This window comes from Prosthecobacter fluviatilis, from assembly GCF_055388355.1.
This window is the reverse complement of sequence record NZ_AP043782.1, coordinates 5,565,198-5,580,478: the sequence shown is the minus strand read 5'-3', so window position 1 is coordinate 5,580,478 and position 15,281 is coordinate 5,565,198. Positions and strand designations below refer to the sequence as shown.

The window sequence follows — 15,281 nt, the reverse complement described above, 5'->3', positions numbered from 1 at the left end:
CACCCAATCATGCGCACCCCACTCTTTCTTCTGCTCGCTGCCTCAGCCCTGGCACAGACTCCCCGCCCAGGCGTCAACTATGACGAAGCCAAAGTCGGCAACGCCCCTCTGCCCGACTTGAAACTGACCACCGCCGACGACTGGAAAGGCAAGCGCCGCGCCGAGATTCTCCAGCTTTTTGAAGACCACGTCTATGGCAAAACACCCTCCGATGTTGGCTCCCCCAAATTTGAAGTCACCGCGACCAAAGCAGACGCGCTGGGCGGCCTCGCGACACGCAAATTTATCCACATCTCGCTGCCCTCCCGCCCTGCATGGCCCGGCATGGATGTGATGCTCTACACGCCGAATGCGGTCAAATCTGCACCCTGCTTCGTCGGCCTCAGCTTTGGCGGCAATCATGCCGTGAGCACCGAACCCGATGTACCGCTCAGCACCCGCTGGATGCGCGAAAGCAAGGAGAAGCACATCGTCGATCATCGCGCCACGGAAGCCACCCGAGGCACGGAAAGCAGCCGCTGGCCTCTCCAGATGATCCTCAAGCAGGGCTTTGCAGTCGCCACCGCCTACTACGGCGATATTGAACCTGACCACGCAGATGGCTGGAAAGAGGGGCTGCGTGCAGCCGCGAGCAAGGACGGTGCTGACACCGTCTGGAAAGAAGGTGAATGGGGTGCCATTGGCGCGTGGTCCTGGGGCCTCAGCCGCATCGCCGACTATCTGCAGACCGACCCACAGATCGACGGCAAGCATCTCGCCGTCATCGGCCATTCACGCCTGGGCAAGACCTCCCTCTGGGCAGGTGCGCAGGATGAGCGGTTCGGCATCGTCATCTCCAACGACTCCGGCGAAGGCGGTGCAGCCCTCATGCGACGCGACTATGGCGAAACCACCGCCATCATCACCAAGGCCTTCCCGCACTGGTTCACCCCAAACTACGCGCGCTATGCCGGCAATGCCGCCTCATGCCCAGTGGATATGCACATGCTCATAGCCCTGGCCGCACCACGTCCCATTTACATCGCCAGCGCTGCCGAAGACCACTGGGCGGACCAAAAGGGCGAGTTCCTCTCCGGCAGGCATGCCAGCCCGGTTTACGCCCTCTTTGGCAAACAAGGGGTCGTCGTGGACGCACAACCCGCCATCGACACCCCTGTGGGCGATTTCATCGGCTACCACAACCGCACCGGCAAGCACGACGTCACCGACTATGACTGGACGCAGTACCTGAAATTTGCTTCAAGACATTGGGCAAAGTAACAGGCTGGCGGCACACATTGTCACTTGCCCGTACGCGGAAGCCCGTGTGTCTTGACGGAGTCCTTCCCACGCCATGCCCGCAAACAAAGCGAAAACCAAATCTGCGCCCAAGAAGCCGTCCAAACAATTGCGCAATGTGCCCTTCTGGATCGGCTTTGATCTCGGCGGCACAAAGATGATGGCCTCCGTGCTCGATGCGAATTACAACGTTCTCGGCTCCGCTCGCAAATCCACCAACGGCTCCGACGGCGCGGCCAAAGGACGCAACAAGATCATCAAGGCCATCCATGAGGCCATCGCAGAAGCCGGCGTGGACCCCAAAGGCCTGCAGGGCATCGGCATTGGCTGCCCTGGCCTGGTCAATCCTGACAAGGGCATTCTCATTTTTGCCCCCAACCTGGGCTGGACGAACATGGCGCTGCGCAAGCTGCTGCAGAACCAGTTCAAATGCCCGATTGCCGTGCTCAACGATGTCGATGCCGGAACCTACGGCGAGTATGTGCTTGGCGCAGGCAAAGGCGCCCGCTCCCTGCTGGGCGTCTTTCCAGGCACCGGCGTGGGTGCGGGATTCGTCTACAACGGCCAGATTGTCATGGGCCGCTCCATATCCGCCATGGAGCTCGGCAATCTGCTGCTGCCCGGCACACACATCGGCAGCCCGGTGTTTGGCACCGTCACGCTCGAAGACCTCACCAGCCGTCTCGCCCTTGCTTCACAGGCCGGCCTGGCCTGTTATCGCGGCCAGCTTCCCGACCTCGACAAAAAGACCGAGGGCTCCCTCCGCAACATCCGCAGCAAAGCGCTCGCAAACGCCTTCCGCAGCGGTGAAGATGCCGCCATGATCATGTTCCGCAACTCCATCCGCTACCTTGGGATGGGCGTTGCCACCGTTGTCAATCTCCTCGCTCCAGATCGCATCACCCTCGGTGGCGGCCTCGTCGAGGAACTGCCGGACCTCTACATGAACCTGCTCAAGGAGGAGGTCGAGCACTACGCCATCCCGGAGCTTGCCCGTGGCGTCAAATACTCGCTTGCCAAGCTCGGCGGCCAGGCCGTGACCGTCGGTGCGGTGGCCTGGATGCGAAGCACCGCAAAATAACCATGACTGCATGCTTCATCACAGATCCATTTCATGAGTGACGTGACTCAACCTGCCTCGCTCAAACCGCCGCCAGAGCATGCCGTTATTTACGTTGGCGCAGCTTCCGTCTCGCTCGTCATCGGCAGGAAGGATGACAACGGCCAGTTCACCCGCATCGAAAGCCTGGACCGGCCGCTGCCCGTCGCGCGCGACATTTTCCGCGCCCGCAGCATCTCACGTAACACTGTCGACCAGGCTGCGGCCATTCTCCGCGATTACCTCCAGACCATGCGCGAATACGGCATCCCGTCTTCGCAGCTGCGGCTCTTCACTTCCAACATCCTCGCGGAGGCCGTCAATCACGAGATTTTCCTGAACCGTCTGCAGGTTCACAGCGGGGTGGCCCCAAGCCTCATCGACGACGGCAACATGACTCGCCTCGTCTATCAGATCGCGCAGCGCATGCTCCTGAAGAACCCTCTTCTTGCCCGGGGAAACACCTTCGTCTCGCACATCGGCCCGGGAAACACCCGCGCCATCTATTTCCAGCAGGGTCGCCTCGCCGCCTACAGCAACTACCGCCTCGGCATCTTCCGCGCACGCGAGGCTGTCTCCACACCGGATGACGAGGCACGCCAGCAGATGGTCCATCTGGAGGAGCACATCCGCGGTGTCGTGGATCACCTGGCTCAGGATTATTCCGATGCAAAAATCGACCATCATGTCGCCATTGGCGCAGAAATCCAAAGCGTGGCCCCTCGCCTCGGCAAAGCACGCCACGGCGCCCATCGCGTGCTGGAGGATGATCTCGCACGCCTCACCGACAAGCTGGCCCGCCTGAGTCCTGACGAGCTCGTTCGCGAGCTGCACGTCCACTACACGGGCGGCGAAGGCATCATCCCCGCCCTGCAGACCAATCTGGCGCTCGCACGCCGTTTCGGCGACGACTCTCTCTGGGTGCCTGAAGGCGACTTCCAGCTCGAGCTCATGCTCGACCTCATGACCTCCGGCTCCCGCACCGCCATTTTCCAGGAGGAGGTCATGCAGGCCGCCTGCGAGATCGGAATGCGCTACAAAACCGACCGCAAGCACGCCGACCACGTCGCCGGCTTTTGCCGCCAGCTCTTCCGTGAGCTGCAGCACCTGCATGGACTAGACGCCAAGTACGAGCTTGTCCTCCGCATCGCCGCCACGCTCCACGAGGTCGGCATGTTCATCAGCCCGCGCGAGCATCACAAGCACAGCCTCTACATTCTCATGCACACCGAGATTTTCGGTCTCAGTTCGCATGACCGCGTCATGGTCGCACTGCTCGCACGCTATCATCGCCGCTACAATCCCGAGCCCAATCACCCCCACTTCTCCGATCTCTCACGCGAAGAGCGCATGATCGTCCTCAAGCTCGCTGCGCTGCTTCGCCTCGCAGACGCCCTGGACCGCAGCCATGCGCAGCGCATCAAATCCATCCAGCTCCGCCCCGAAGGCACACGGCTGAACGTGCTGACCCAGGGGGCGGATGACACCACGGTCGAGCAGATCGCCATCGACATGAAATGCGACCTCTTCCGCGAAATTTACGGTTATGACATCATCCTCGCCAAATCCTGAGACCCCACCCGCACTGCCGCAGCTGCGACTGACCGAGGAACATTTCATCAACCGTGAGCTAAGCTGGCTCTCATTCAATTCCCGCGTCCTCGACGAGGTCGCGCGCACGGACCTGCCCGTGCTTGAACGGGTCAAGTTTCTTGCCATCACCGCCTCAAACCTCGATGAGTTTTTCATGGTCCGCATCGGCGGCCTGCAGTTTTTGCGCGAGCAGGGACTGCGCATGCGAGACAATGCCGGCCTCACCCCCACCCAGCAATGGGAGCAGGTGCACCAGCAGGCTGCCGCCTTCGTGGCGCGCCAGTATGACATCCTGCAGCAGCAGCTTGTGCCGCTGATGAAGGAAAAAGGCATCCGTCGCCTCCTGAACACCGATCTCTCCCCCGCCCAGCGCACCCTGCTGCGCGAGTATTTTGACGAGCACATCTTCCCTGTGCTGTCCCCGGTGGTCGTGGATGACTCCGGCGCACGCGCAGCCATCCCCGCACTCAGCATCGTTCTTCTTTGCACCGTCACCGGCGGAGACAACGGGCAGTCGGAGAAGCGCCATGTGCTCCTGCCTCTGCCAGCCAATCTGCCAAGGCATGTCATCGTCCCTGATCCTGAGGGCGGCCAGCACCTCTACGTGAACCTTGAGGATGTCGTCACCCTGTTCATTGGCGAGTTTTTCCCGGCGGAAAAAGTCTCCTCACCTGCACGCTTCCGCGTCAGCCGCAACACGGACATCACCGTCGACGACGAGAGCGCCTTCGACCTCGCCAGCGAAATGGAGCAGGTGCTCGAAAAACGCCTCAAAAGCCCCGCCATCCGCATCGAAATCGAAACCGGCGCCTCGCGTGAGCACACCCGCATCATCCGCGATCTCTGCGGTGCACGCTCAGCGCAGATTTACGACATTCCCGGAGAGCTCGATCTCCGCGCCTACTTTCAGATCGCCGGCATCTCCGGTTTTGAAGAGCTCAAGGTCGACCCTTGGGACAGCCTCCCCACCACCGCCATCACCCCGGGCGAAAGCATCTTCGACGCGATCAAACGCGGAGACATCCTGCTGCATCATCCCTATGAGAGCTTCGACCCCGTCCTGGCTCTCGTGGAAGAGGCCGCCGCCGATCCAAACGTCATCGCCATCAAGCAGATCCTCTACCGCACCGCCAAGAACAGCCGCATCATCTCCGCGCTCATCCGCGCCGCTCAGGCAGGCAAGCATGTCACCGTGCTCGTCGAACTCAAGGCCCGCTTCGATGAAGCCCGCAACCTCGAGCGTGCCGCCGAACTCATCAATGCAGGCGCACAGATCATCTACGGTGTCGCGGGCCTGAAGACACACGCCAAGGTCTGCCTCGTCATGCGCCGCGAATCCGGCCACATGACCCGCTACATGCACTTCGGCACCGGCAACTACAACGAGGCCACCTCAAAGCTCTACACCGACATAAGCCTGCTCACATGCCGTGCCGATTACGGCGCGGACGCCTCCGCATTCTTCAACACCGTCACCGGTCGCTCGCGCTTCGTTCATTTCAGCAAGCTCAGCATGGCTCCCTACGGCCTGCGCGAGAGACTGCTCTCCATGATCCGCAGCGAGACTGAGCGTGCCCGCCAGGGCGAAGCCGCAGAGATCATGCTCAAGATGAACGCCCTCGAAGACCGCCAGATGATCACGGCGCTCTACGAAGCCTCCCAGGCTGGCGTGAAGATCCGCCTCAATGTGCGCGGCATCTGCTGCCTGCGCCCCGGCATCAAGGGCATCAGTGAAAACATCAGCGTCGTCAGCATCATCGACCGCTATCTCGAACACGCCCGCATCTTCTGGTTCCGCCAGGGGGGCAAGCCCGCCGTCTTCATCGCCAGCGCGGACTTCATGAACCGGAACCTCTCCAAGCGCGTCGAGCTCCTCACCCCTGTCGAAGACAAGGAAGCTCGCAAACGCCTGCAGCACATCCTGGAGGTGCACTTTGCCGACACCGCCCGCGGACGAGTTCTTAAAGCCGACGGCACATGGCACCTGCCCAACATCACCGCCGCCAAGGCACGCCGCTCCCAGGAGCAATTTGCTCGTGAAACGGCCAAGCGCACACGCCAGGCAAATGAGTCACCCGACGTTCTCGTGCCGCACACGCCGAAGTGATTTATTAATGCGCAGGCATTCTGAAATAAAAACGCCCAGAACCCAGCAAAGCATCTCGAAGATGCTGAGGGTTTCTTTGCTTTCAGCCTGGGGCTGAAAGCTTCGATTTCGTCTCAAACTCCTTGCAGGCCGTCACGCAGCCGCCCACAGCGCCTTGTAAACCAAGGCACCCACCACCCCACCAATGATCGGCCCTACCACGGGAATCCAAGCATAGCCCCAGTCGGAGCCGCCTTTGCCGGGAATAGGCAGCACAAAGTGGGCGATCCGCGGGCCGAGGTCGCGTGCGGGATTGAGAGAGTATCCCGTAGGGCCACCCAGCGAGAGGCCGATGGAGCCCACCAGCAGGCCGACAAGCGCAGGAGCCAGGCCTTTGTCGAAGCCGGAATTCGGCACCAGATTGGCTGGGGAAAGGATGGCCAGGATGCCGAGCATCAGCATGGCGGTGCCAATCACTTCGCAGATCACATTTCCAACCGTATGACGGATCGCAGGGCCGGTGCTGAAGACCGCCAGCTTGTCCCCCTGGGACTGGGTGGCTGGCCAGTGCGGCAGGTAGGCCAGCCAGACGAGAATGCCGCCCAGGAAGCCACCCACCATCTGCGCAAAGATATAACCAGGGACCAGTGCCCAGCTAAATTTGCCGATTGCCGCCAGCCCAAGAGTCACGGCGGGATTCAAATGTGCGCCGCTGATGGAGTTCACGCAGTAAACCGCTATCGCCACGGCAAATGCCCAACCTGCAGTAATCACAATCCAGCCGGCATTATTACCTTTAGTTTGCTTGAGCACCACATTGGCGACGACGCCGTCGCCGAGGAGCACCAATATCATCGTACCGAGCAGTTCAGCGAGATTAGCAGACATGGGATGGTTGGGTTGGTTGGTTGAATTTCCGGGCGAGGCTATCGGGACGGGCTGAAAAGAGCAAGGCAGAAGCATCTTCCCCATTTTTGACATTGTATCCTCTCTGCCAGCCAATTAGCCTCAGATGGCATGAAACTTATTTTGTCCGGACTGTCCGCTTTTCTCCTTACATCATTAATATCGGCATCTGAAACCGGGTCTATTATTCCTGCGGACATCATTCGGAAGGAGTATAAGATCACAGAAAACGGCAATCAGGTGTGGGTCTATCATTCCTCCACCGTAAAGGAAGCCCCCATTCCCTGTATCCTGATCGCAGCGGCCGGCACGCGCATGTTTCATGGCATGGATCTGGGAGATGGCGATGTACCCGAGCATCTGCCCTATGTGAAGGCTGGGTTTGCCGTCGTGGCCTACAGTCTGAGTGGCCCATGGCCTGATGATCCAGTGACCGATGCAGGTGTCGTCAAATCAATCACCTCTTTCATTCAAAGTCAGGGCGGCCTCAAAGACGCCTCTGCGGCGCTGCAACTGGCCAAAGAAAAACATCCCTTTCTCAGCGGCTCTCCAGTCTATGCCGTCGGTCACAGCTCCGCCGGTGTCGTGGCATTGAATCTCGCTCAAAAACTACCTTCCATACGCGGCTGCATCGCCTATGCACCAGCCACCGATCTGGAGCAACGCTACGGTGACAAAGTGATCTCTCAACTCGACACCGGCGTCCCCGGATTTCGCAAATTTGTGGAAGAAAACTCACCCTTTCGGAATGCGGAGCAAATTCACTGCCCGGTCCTGCTCTTCAATGCGCTGGATGATTCCAAGATCCCACCTGCCAGCATCAATGCCTATGTTGAACGACTGCAAAAGACAGGCAAGACAGTCAAACATGTCGAAGTGCCCACAGGCGATCACTACGACTCCATGCTGAATGCAGGCATTCCACAAGGCATCCAGTGGATCAAAACGCAGGAAGCTGCGGACTCGAAGCCTTGAGCAGGCTCCCGGTCCAATCCTCAAGTCCCTGACCCCATGGGCGAAACGTAATTCAGCGCGATGGTCAGAAAGAAATTCGAGATCAGAATCGCCAAGGATGAATAAACCACCGCCCGTGTGGTCCCCAGACCGACACCCACCGCGCCATTTTCCGCCCCCAGTCCTTGGTGACAGCTGATCAGCGTGATGATGACGCCAAAGACCAGGCCTTTGATCATGCCGATGCCCACATCCATGACCTCGGTATGTTCCACCACATGCCGCCAGAACCAGCTGCCCGGCACATCAAAGCCATACACAATGAGCCCATAGGAGGCCATGAGCCCGAAAGAGATGCTCTCCGCCACCAGCAGCGGCATGGAGATGCACATGGCCAGAAAGCGTGGCAGCACCAGGTAGTCCACAGGGTGCACTCCCATCACGCGCAGCGCGTCGATCTGCTCGGTCACTTTCATCGTGCCGATGTCCGCCGCCATCGCAGCCCCCACACGCCCGGCCACCATCAATCCTGCCAGCACCGGCCCCAGCTCGCGGCAGAGCGCCACAGAGACAATGGCACCCACGGTCGTCTCGATGCCAAACTCCTTGAACTTCGCATACGACTGGAAGGCAAACACCGCGCCTGTGAAAGCTCCCGTGACCACCACCACCAGCTGCGAGCCATAGCCAATGGCAACGATCTGCTGTGCCACCAGCCTGAGCCTCCACACACCGCTGCGCAGCCCGACGCCCAGCTCTCCCATCAGCGCTGTCAGCTGCCCCAGCCATGTCAGCATGCCCAGGCCAAATCTGCCGACATGCGCCAGCCACTCCATGCTCCGTGGAAAATCCATGCCGCCATGCATGGCGAAGACGCACGCCACTTGAAGCCCGCACGTGGTGCCGATTTCGTCACGCTACGACAAGCATCAAAATGAGGCGCTAGAGGAAAAGCCTGTTTTTCAAACGTTTGATCCGATCCAACCGCCGCCCCCTTAAAAAATCTCGCAATCAATAAGACTATACCGCAAAGTAAGCCGCTCACTTCCACAAGTCACTTCCACATGAAATCAATTCGTGCACTCATCCTGTTTCTGTCATCTGCGGCTGCGTTCATCAGCACCCAAGCACAGGAAAAGATGGTGCCGGAACTGGCCCCTCTGCAGGCTGACTATGACGCCAAATCAAATGCGCAAGTGATCCAGCCCTATGAAAATGCGGTGGCTGACCTGAGGGCGAAGTATCTGGCCACCATCGAAAACACGCGCGCGTCTGCACAGAAGTCAGGCAAGCTGGATGAAGCGCTCGCCTACAAGGCAGAGGTCGAGTCAGTCACCGCAACGAAGTCCGTGCCAGCAACGGATGACGCCGGCACTCAGGATAGCCTGAAGAAGCTGCGCAGCAGCTACCGCGCCGCAGTGAGCAAGCTGTCTCAGGAAAAAGAGCGCAGGCTGCAGCCACTGAAAGATGCCTACTCCAGGGTGCTAGATCCGCTGATCGCTAAGTTGACCAAGGAAGGCAGAATTGAAGATGCCCAAGTCGTCAAAGCCAGGCAGGACCGGCTCAAGCCGCTTCCAAACGGGCCTCTCAAGATCGTGGGCAAATGGAACACCACTCAGAGCAACGACCTCAAGATGGAAATGACCTTCAACAAGGACTACACCTATAACTACTGGAAAGACACGGGCACCTTCAGCTACAAGGCCGGAAAATACCTTCTCACCCACACCTGGGACTGGGAGATCAGACTGACCGATGACAACACCTTCGATGGAGTGTGCACACGAGGCTCACCCGGAGTAAAAATCCACGGCGAGCGCATTCCTTGATAACGCGAATTCCGCAAGCCTGCGCCACTCCTGCTACTCCACCCACGCCGCCTTGAGCCGCGCATCGTCCAGATCAAGCCGGTATAGAATCTGATTGTAGTCGTACCGCGGCGTCGCCACAGGATTGCCTGAGAACGTCTCCGCATAGGTACCCTGGAAATAAATGAAGCGGCCATCCTGCTGATCAAAGAACGCATGATGGCTCGGATTGTAGAAGCTGTACTTCGGGTGTGTCGCTATTTTCACCGCCTTGCGCCAGGGGCCGTCGATCTGCCTGGCCTCCGCATACCACACTTCGCCGAGATAGGAGTCTCCGCCCTCCTGCTGCACGGCGATCATGACCCAGCGCTCCCGGTGCTTGTTCCATTGCACGCTGCCCGCATGCAGCCGCACCGGTTTTCCCGTCTGTGCATCCACCACCTGCATGCGTGCCTTTTCTGCAGGCATCTTCTTTTCTGCGATGAGTTTCTCCTCGTCTTTCTGCGTCGTGGGTGCCAGCGCCTTCTGCCAGACATAATCACCCTGCTCAGCGGACCAAGCCAGCGCCTCATACGCTGAGGTGTTCTGCACGGAATCATAGTCCGCCTTCACCCGTGTGCGGCAGAAAGGTGTGGAGAAGTAAATCCATTCTCCTTCTTCCCCCTTCACCCTCACGGCATTGCTCTGCGGATGCTGCCACTCAAACTCATCCCCCAGCGCCGCGATACACCGGAAGCGCCCGCTCGCCTCATTCATCTCTGCCAGCCCGTGCTCCAGCCTTTTGCCCAGGTCTTTCCAGCGCGAGTAGTGGGCCATGAGATGCTCCTTGCCCTGCGTGTCCATCACGCTGTGCATGCCAAAGATCCACACGGCCCCCGGCTCCTCCACTGGCAGCATCTTCGCCACCGCCCCGTTTCCATCGGTGATGTATTCAAAGCGGATGCCTTGCTCGGGCTCCAGCCCGCCCTTGTCCGGCGCATCGCTCCACGCAGCCGTGGAGTGGTAATTTCCCAGCGGGTAGTTGGGCCGCAGCGTGTCGCCAAAGATCCAGAAGTAGCGTCCCTTCCATGGCACCACCTGCACAGAGTCCAGGCCCATGACGTCTGCGGAGAGATTGGGGCTGGGCAGCGGCGGCTCATGCCCCAGCAGCACACTGTCCCGGTAGATGCCCTGCCCCGTCAGTCGGCACAGGCGCTCGGCGATGTTGGTTCTCAGCACCTTCACTTCCTCAGACTTTCCAGCCACAGGCTTCAATCGCACGCCCGTGAAGCCAAAGCCATCTTTGGGCATCGTGTATCCTGGTCCCCGCACACTGAAATACACCGCCCGGTTCATCAGCCCGGGCTCATTGAAGGCGATCCACCCTGCGCTGTCCGTCGTCAGCGCGATGTGGTTCGTCGTCTCCAATGTGACCAGCGGCACCCCGCGCCCGGTATGTTCATCGACGACGCGGATGCCAAAATAATCCTCCGGCGCGGCACGGAGAAAAGCTGGCAGACAAAGCAAAACCAGGTGCAGTCGGCGGAGGAGCATGGGCGTGGTGTATCACGAACAAAGCCGCTAGGGAAAGGAGTAATTCACGAGGCTTGACACCCGCCCCCAAAATGCGAAGGCGCTGACCATGTTTTTCGACACGCACACCCACCTTGGCAGCAGACAGTTCGACGGCGACCTTCCCGCTGTTCTGGAGCGCGCACGCGCCGCCAGCGTCTCGCGCATGGTGGCTCCCGCCACGGATCTCAAAAACGCCGGCAAGCTGCTCGCCCTGGCCGAAAACGAACCCGACGTGCGTGTGGCTGTCGGCATCCATCCCTGCGATGCAGACACGGTCAGCGGAGATGCCTGGGTCGAAGAGCTCAGAACTCTGGCCCAACATCCCAAAGTCTGCGCCATCGGCGAGATCGGTCTCGACTACTTCCACGCCCCGCCCGAGGGCTTTGCCCTCGCAGACTGGAAAGCCCACCAGGCCCGTGTGCTCACAGCCCAGCTCGAACTCGCAGCGGAACTGCGGCTGAATGTAATCCTGCACAACCGCGAAAGCTGGGAGGACCTCACCGCACTCGTGCTGCCGTTTAGCGATCGGCTGCGCGGAGTCTTCCACTGCTTCACCGGCACCTTTGAGCAGGCGCAGCCGCTGCTCGATCGCGGCCACCTCATCTCCTTCACCGGCATCGTCAGCTTTAAAAACCCCGGCTTCATGGCCGACACCGCACGCGCCGTTCCCTCCGGGCAATACATGCTCGAAACCGACGCCCCCTACCTCGCGCCCATGCCTCACCGCGGCAAACGCTGCGAGCCCGCCTACGTGGCAGACACCGCCCGCGCTGTCGCAGGCCTGCGCGGAGAGTCCGTCGAAACAGTGGCGGCAGACACCACCCGCACCGCCTTGGAATTCTTCCGCGGCTGGGATTGATCTCCGCCGAAAGCATTCCAATCTCCCCCACGTTCATTCCCACCACCATGAAACTCCTCCTCGCCTCCTTCCTTCTCACGTCGCTCGCCAGCGCCGCCCAGTTCTCTGTCGAAAAGACCGCCACAGGCGGTGCCATCGTGAAGGTGGACGGACAGGTCTTTGCCGAATACGTCGTGGACCAGGCCAACAAGCCCTACCTCGCCCCGGTCTTTGGCCCCACCGGCAAGCAGATGACCCGCAACTATCCGATGATAACGATCGAGGGCGAGCAGCACGATCACCCGCACCATCGCGGCATTTGCTTTGGCCATGAAGGCATCAATGGCATCGAGTCCTGGGCCGAGCGCGCCACCTTTGGCGACTCCGCCAAGACCGCCGAGCGCGTCAAATCACTGGGCAGCGAGAAACACCGCGAATTCAAGACACTGGAAGCCAAGCCCGACTCCGCCGTGCTCGTCTCCATCATCGACTACCTCGACCCTAGCGGCAAAAAGTACCTGGAAGAAGAGCGCACCATGATCTTCACCGCCGGCGAAGGCACCCGGAGCATCGAGCTCAAGCAGGTTCTTCTGGCCACCGAGGGCCCGGTGAATTTTGAGGACAAAAAGGACGCCGGTCTCAGCATCCGCGTGCCCACCGAAATGGCGGTCAATATCGAGAAAAACAAAAAGGGCAGCGGCCACATCATCAACAGCGAAGGCATCACCGACGTGGAGGCCTGGGGCAAGCGCGCCAAGTGGTGCGACTACTACGGCACCGTGGGCGGAGAGAAGCTCGGCGTCGCCATGTTCAACCATCCCTCCAGCTTCCGCTTCCCCACCCCTTGGCACGTGCGTGACTACGGCCTCTTCACCGCCAATCCCTTCGGCACCAAAGCCCTGGACAAAAACGCCCCCGATGGCGCCTATGAGCTGAAAAAAGGTGAATACACCCTGCTGCACCACCTCTTCTACTTCCACAAGGGCGATGAGAAGGAAGGCAAGGTCGCCGAGGCTTATGAAGCCTTCGCCAAGAAATAAGGGAGCCGGTTGACAAGACGAGGCGAAAAGAGATGCATGGCGCTGCCGCCTGCTCTTTTTTCGCCTCATGCTTTTTCACCGTCTGTTACTTCTTCTCGGCCTCACTTCCTCCATCTGCGCAGCAGATTTTGATCTCGTGATCTACGGCGGCACGCCGTCAGGACTGGGCGCGGGAATCACCGCAGCACGAGAGGGCGCATCCGTGGTGGTGATCGAGCCCACCCAATGGATCGGCGGCATGGTCACCGGTGGCCTGACAAGCACGGACGTGGGCAAGCAGGAAACCATCGGCGGCTTTCCCCGTGAATACTTCGCCCGGGCCGCCGCCCTGAAACCCGACACACCCATGTGGTATGCGGAACCGGGCGCCAACATGGCCGCCTTCCAGGCCATGCTCAAAGAAGCAGGCGTCAAGGTTGTCACAGCCCAGGCGCTCAAGTCGGTCTCCAAAGACGGCGCACGCATCACCAGCCTGACCACCAGCGACGGCGCCACCTACCATGGCAAGGAGTTCATCGACGCCAGCTATGAGGGCGATCTCATGGCAGCAGCCAAAGTGAGCTACATCGTCGGCCGCGAAAGCACCGCACAATACGGCGAGCCACTCGCAGGCTACCACCCCATGCCCATCCGCCCGCGGACCGTTGAGGTGATGGAGAGCGACTGCCCCAGCATCGGCGGCAAAGGCCCGAGCTACATCCACGGCACCCCCGTGAGCATCTCCGGCCTGGATGCACAGAGAAAGCCCATCTACGGCGTCTTCCCAGATCCCAAGCTCGCCCCCGGCAGTGCTGACAACCGCACGCAGAGCTACAACTTCCGCATCTGCGTCACTCAGCGGGAGGACATCAAGATCCCCTTCCCCAAGCCCGCCAGCTACGATGCCACCAAGTACGAACTGCTCCTGCGCCTGATCAAGGCATTCCCCGGCATCCGCTTTGGCCGCCTGTTCCATCTCGGCAAAACCGCCAACGGCAAATACGACCTCAATGCCCAGGGGCTCTTTTCCACCGACTATCCGGGCGCAAACTTCGATTACCCTGATGGCGATGCCGCCACCCGCGCACGCATCTGGCAGGACCACACCGATTTCATCCAGGGCATGCTCTGGTTCCTCTGCCACGATGAGCGCGTGCCGCAGAGCCTCCGCGACCAAGCCAACACCTGGGGGCTTTGCAAAGATGAGTTCACCGACAACGCCCACTGGCCCTACGCCCTCTATGTCCGTGAAGGCCGCCGCATGATCGGCGACTACGTCATGACTCAGAAAGATCTGCAGACCGATATTTTCAAAAATGACTCCATCGGCATGGGCTCCTTCCTCATCGACTGCCACATCGTGCAGCGCATCCTCGCCGAGGATGGCACCGTGCGTGATGAAGGCAGCTTTCAAGACACACCAGCCCTGCCCTATCAGATCCCCTACCGCAGCCTGACGCCCAAGATCGCCGAGTGCGAAAACCTGCTCGTCCCCGTCTGCCTCTCCGCCAGCCACATCGCCTGCTGCTCACTGCGCATGGAGCCCGTGTACATGGCCCTGGGCCATGCCTCAGGTCTCGCCGCTGTGATGGCGCTCAAAGCAAACACCCCCGTGCAGAAGATCGACGTGCCCGCCTTGCAGAAGAAGCTGCTGGAGCAGAAGGCCGTGCTCGAACTCGCCACCATGGCCAAAATGATCCGCTCCGCCAAGCTGCCGGGCATCGTCATGAGCGAGCAGGAGGCCGAGCAGACCGGACACTGGACCGGCAGCACCTTCGGCAGCCCCGTTGATGGTTCCAGCCTGCACGATGCCAACAGCGACAAAGGAGAAAAAAGCCTGACCTACCGGCTCAAGATTCCGACCAGCGGAAGATACGAAGTGCGCATGTCCTACGCCTCAGCCACCAATCGCGCCAGCAACGTCCCCGTGCGCATCGAGCATGCTGGCGGTACGGATACCGTGATCGTGAATCAACGCAAAGCCCCCGCCATCGACGGTCTCTTTGTCAGCCTCGGCACCTTCACATTCAGCGCAGACCAGCTTGCCGTCATCACCATCAGCAACAAGGACACCGACGGCATTGTCGGAGCCGATGCAGTGCAGCTGCTCCCGGTGAAATGACCGCTGAGCCAGAGCGGACTCACG

At 60.3% G+C, this 15,281-nt stretch carries 12 protein-coding genes; 9 read left to right on the top strand and 3 right to left on the bottom strand.

Going from position 1 to position 15,281, the window contains the following annotated elements; genetic code table 11:
* The first annotated feature begins 9 nt into the window (after window positions 1-9).
* The 4 genes from ACZ5WW_RS21765 (at window position 10) to ppk1 (ending at window position 6,077) form a co-directional block, all read left to right on the top strand.
* A complete protein-coding gene (locus tag ACZ5WW_RS21765) occupies window positions 10-1,260 on the top strand; it encodes a glucuronyl esterase domain-containing protein (protein WP_377162827.1) in 1,251 nt (416 codons plus the stop codon).
* Window positions 1,261-1,333: 73 nt separating this feature from the next.
* On the top strand, window positions 1,334-2,359 hold the full coding sequence (locus tag ACZ5WW_RS21760; protein WP_377162825.1) for an ROK family protein: 1,026 nt from the start codon (window positions 1,334-1,336) through the stop codon (window positions 2,357-2,359).
* Window positions 2,360-2,392: 33 nt separating this feature from the next.
* Window positions 2,393-3,949, top strand: a complete 1,557-nt coding sequence (locus ACZ5WW_RS21755) for a hypothetical protein (RefSeq protein ID WP_377162823.1) — start codon at window positions 2,393-2,395, stop codon at window positions 3,947-3,949.
* A complete protein-coding gene (ppk1, locus tag ACZ5WW_RS21750; RefSeq protein ID WP_377162821.1) occupies window positions 3,924-6,077 on the top strand; it encodes a polyphosphate kinase 1 in 2,154 nt (717 codons plus the stop codon). The genes ACZ5WW_RS21755 and ppk1 overlap by 26 nt, the downstream gene beginning before the upstream one ends.
* 132 nt (window positions 6,078-6,209) lie before the next feature.
* Here ppk1 and ACZ5WW_RS21745 read toward each other — a convergent pair whose 3' ends face one another.
* On the bottom strand, window positions 6,210-6,944 hold the full coding sequence (locus ACZ5WW_RS21745) for an MIP/aquaporin family protein (RefSeq protein WP_377162819.1): 735 nt from the start codon (window positions 6,942-6,944) through the stop codon (window positions 6,210-6,212).
* A gap of 129 nt (window positions 6,945-7,073) precedes the next feature.
* Between ACZ5WW_RS21745 and ACZ5WW_RS21740 the strand changes: the two genes are divergently transcribed.
* A complete protein-coding gene (locus ACZ5WW_RS21740; protein WP_377162817.1) occupies window positions 7,074-7,937 on the top strand; it encodes an alpha/beta hydrolase family protein in 864 nt (287 codons plus the stop codon).
* A gap of 20 nt (window positions 7,938-7,957) precedes the next feature.
* Here the strand turns inward: ACZ5WW_RS21740 and ACZ5WW_RS21735 are convergent, their stop codons facing one another.
* The gene (locus ACZ5WW_RS21735) at window positions 7,958-8,770 is read right to left on the bottom strand and encodes an MlaE family ABC transporter permease (RefSeq protein WP_377162815.1); all 813 of its coding nucleotides are present in this window, start codon (window positions 8,768-8,770) and stop codon (window positions 7,958-7,960) included.
* Window positions 8,771-8,980: 210 nt separating this feature from the next.
* On the opposite strand from ACZ5WW_RS21735, the gene ACZ5WW_RS21730 reads away from it, so the two are divergent.
* Entirely contained in the window at window positions 8,981-9,745 is a 765-nt protein-coding gene (locus ACZ5WW_RS21730) for a hypothetical protein (RefSeq protein WP_377162813.1), read from the top strand.
* 33 nt (window positions 9,746-9,778) lie between these two features.
* Here ACZ5WW_RS21730 and ACZ5WW_RS21725 read toward each other — a convergent pair whose 3' ends face one another.
* Window positions 9,779-11,257 carry a hypothetical protein gene (locus tag ACZ5WW_RS21725; protein ID WP_377162811.1) on the bottom strand — a complete coding sequence of 493 codons (1,479 nt, stop codon included), beginning with the start codon at window positions 11,255-11,257 and terminating at the stop codon, window positions 9,779-9,781.
* A gap of 88 nt (window positions 11,258-11,345) precedes the next feature.
* Between ACZ5WW_RS21725 and ACZ5WW_RS21720 the strand changes: the two genes are divergently transcribed.
* The 3 genes from ACZ5WW_RS21720 (at window position 11,346) to ACZ5WW_RS21710 (ending at window position 15,257) form a co-directional block, all read left to right on the top strand.
* Entirely contained in the window at window positions 11,346-12,137 is a 792-nt protein-coding gene (locus ACZ5WW_RS21720; protein WP_377162809.1) for a TatD family hydrolase, read from the top strand.
* 47 nt (window positions 12,138-12,184) lie between these two features.
* Entirely contained in the window at window positions 12,185-13,156 is a 972-nt protein-coding gene (locus tag ACZ5WW_RS21715) for a DUF6807 domain-containing protein (protein ID WP_377162807.1), read from the top strand.
* A gap of 67 nt (window positions 13,157-13,223) precedes the next feature.
* Complete coding sequence (locus ACZ5WW_RS21710; protein ID WP_377162805.1) at window positions 13,224-15,257, top strand: FAD-dependent oxidoreductase; 2,034 nt, start codon at window positions 13,224-13,226, stop codon at window positions 15,255-15,257.
* Window positions 15,258-15,281 lie beyond the last annotated feature (24 nt).